This window comes from Microbacterium sp. Bi128, assembly GCF_918698205.1.
Genome location: NZ_CAKKMM010001477.1, coordinates 1 through 1,222, shown reverse-complemented (window position 1 = coordinate 1,222; position 1,222 = coordinate 1). Strand labels below are relative to the sequence as shown.

The 1,222-nt window shown below is 69.0% G+C and carries 2 protein-coding genes; one reads left to right on the top strand and one right to left on the bottom strand.

All coding sequences use genetic code 11. The features are described from left to right. Positions 1-391, top strand: a 391-nt coding sequence (locus tag LQV45_RS33815) for an acyl-CoA desaturase (protein WP_230012189.1), incomplete at its 5' end; no start/stop codon positions are given. Positions 392-480: 89 nt separating this feature from the next. On the opposite strand, the gene LQV45_RS33810 is transcribed toward LQV45_RS33815, so the two are convergent. After that, complete coding sequence (locus LQV45_RS33810; protein WP_230012185.1) at positions 481-1,053, bottom strand: class I SAM-dependent methyltransferase; 573 nt, start codon at positions 1,051-1,053, stop codon at positions 481-483. Positions 1,054-1,222: the final 169 nt, after the last annotated feature.

The window sequence follows — 1,222 nt, the reverse complement described above, 5'->3', positions numbered from 1 at the left end:
CCTCTACGGCACGCTGACCGCCAACGCCGTCCGCAACGTGTGGGCGCACGCAGTGATCTTCTGCGGCCACTTCCCCGAAGGCACCGACACCTTCACCGAGGAAATGGTGGAGGGCGAGACCCGCGGTGACTGGTATGTGCGGCAGATGATCGGCTCGGCCAACATCTCCGGCTCCAAGTTCATGCACCTCATGACCGGCAACCTCTCGCACCAGATTGAGCACCACCTGTTCCCGGACCTGCCCTCGAACCGCTACGCGGAGGTGCAGCCGAAGGTGCAGGAGATCTGCAAGCGCTACGGACTGCCGTACACCACGGGTCCGCTGCTGAAGCAGGTCGGCTCCACGTGGGCGAAGATCTTCAAGCTGGCCCTGCCGCCCAAGAAGGCCTAGCAAATCCAGGCCGGCTCAGCCGGAGCGAAATCATGAGAGGGGCGTCTGCCATCGGGGCAGGCGCCCCTCTTCGTTGTGCCGGGGCGGGGTCAGGATTTGCCCGCCATGCCGAGGACGTGGGCCAGCCGCGGATTGCCGGGAAGCACCGAAAAGCCGAAGCGCTCGACGCCCTGCACGCTCAGGCCTGCCGCGGCGATCATGGCTGCGGTGTCACGGTTCGGGTGGCATCCGCCTGCCATCCGGCCCCACAGCGGTGTGAGCAGGTCTTCGGCGGCCCCCAACAGGCGGTGCGCTGAGCGGACATGTTCGTAGAACAGCAGCAGGCCGCCGGGGCGCAGGACCCGGACCACCTCCGCCAGGGCGAGGGACGGGTCCGCCACGCTGCACAGCACCAAACTGGAGACGACGACGTCGGCCGAGGCATCCGCCGCCGGCAGCGCTTCCGCCACGCCGTCCCTCACCGTGACGGGCACAGGCGCCTTGCCGGCGGCGGCGAGGGCCAGCGCGCGGAGCGTGGGGTCCGGTTCGAGGGCCAGCACGCCGGACACCGTGGAAGGGTAGAACGGGAAGGTGGCCCCGTAGCCCGCCCCGATTTCGATGACGAAGCCGTGCGCCGGCGCGACGAGCCGGCGGCGGTGCTCTGCTGCGCCGCGGGCGTCCATCCGCGGACCCACCCGGGCATACGATCTCCCGAATGATGACTCACGGCGGGTGGTTTCCGGCAGCGGGGCCTCCACCAGGTCAGCTGACCGCGGCCGGGTTGAGCTTGAGCCTGCGCAGCAACTGGGCGTTCAGGGCAACCACAATGGTCGACGCCGACATCATCACGGC

What these genes read in the sequence shown, in the direction of transcription:
- LQV45_RS33810 (WP_230012185.1), bottom strand. Translation starts at nt 1,053, where the DNA reads ATGGACGCCCGCGGCGCAGCAGAGCACCGCCGCCGGCTCGTCGCGCCG.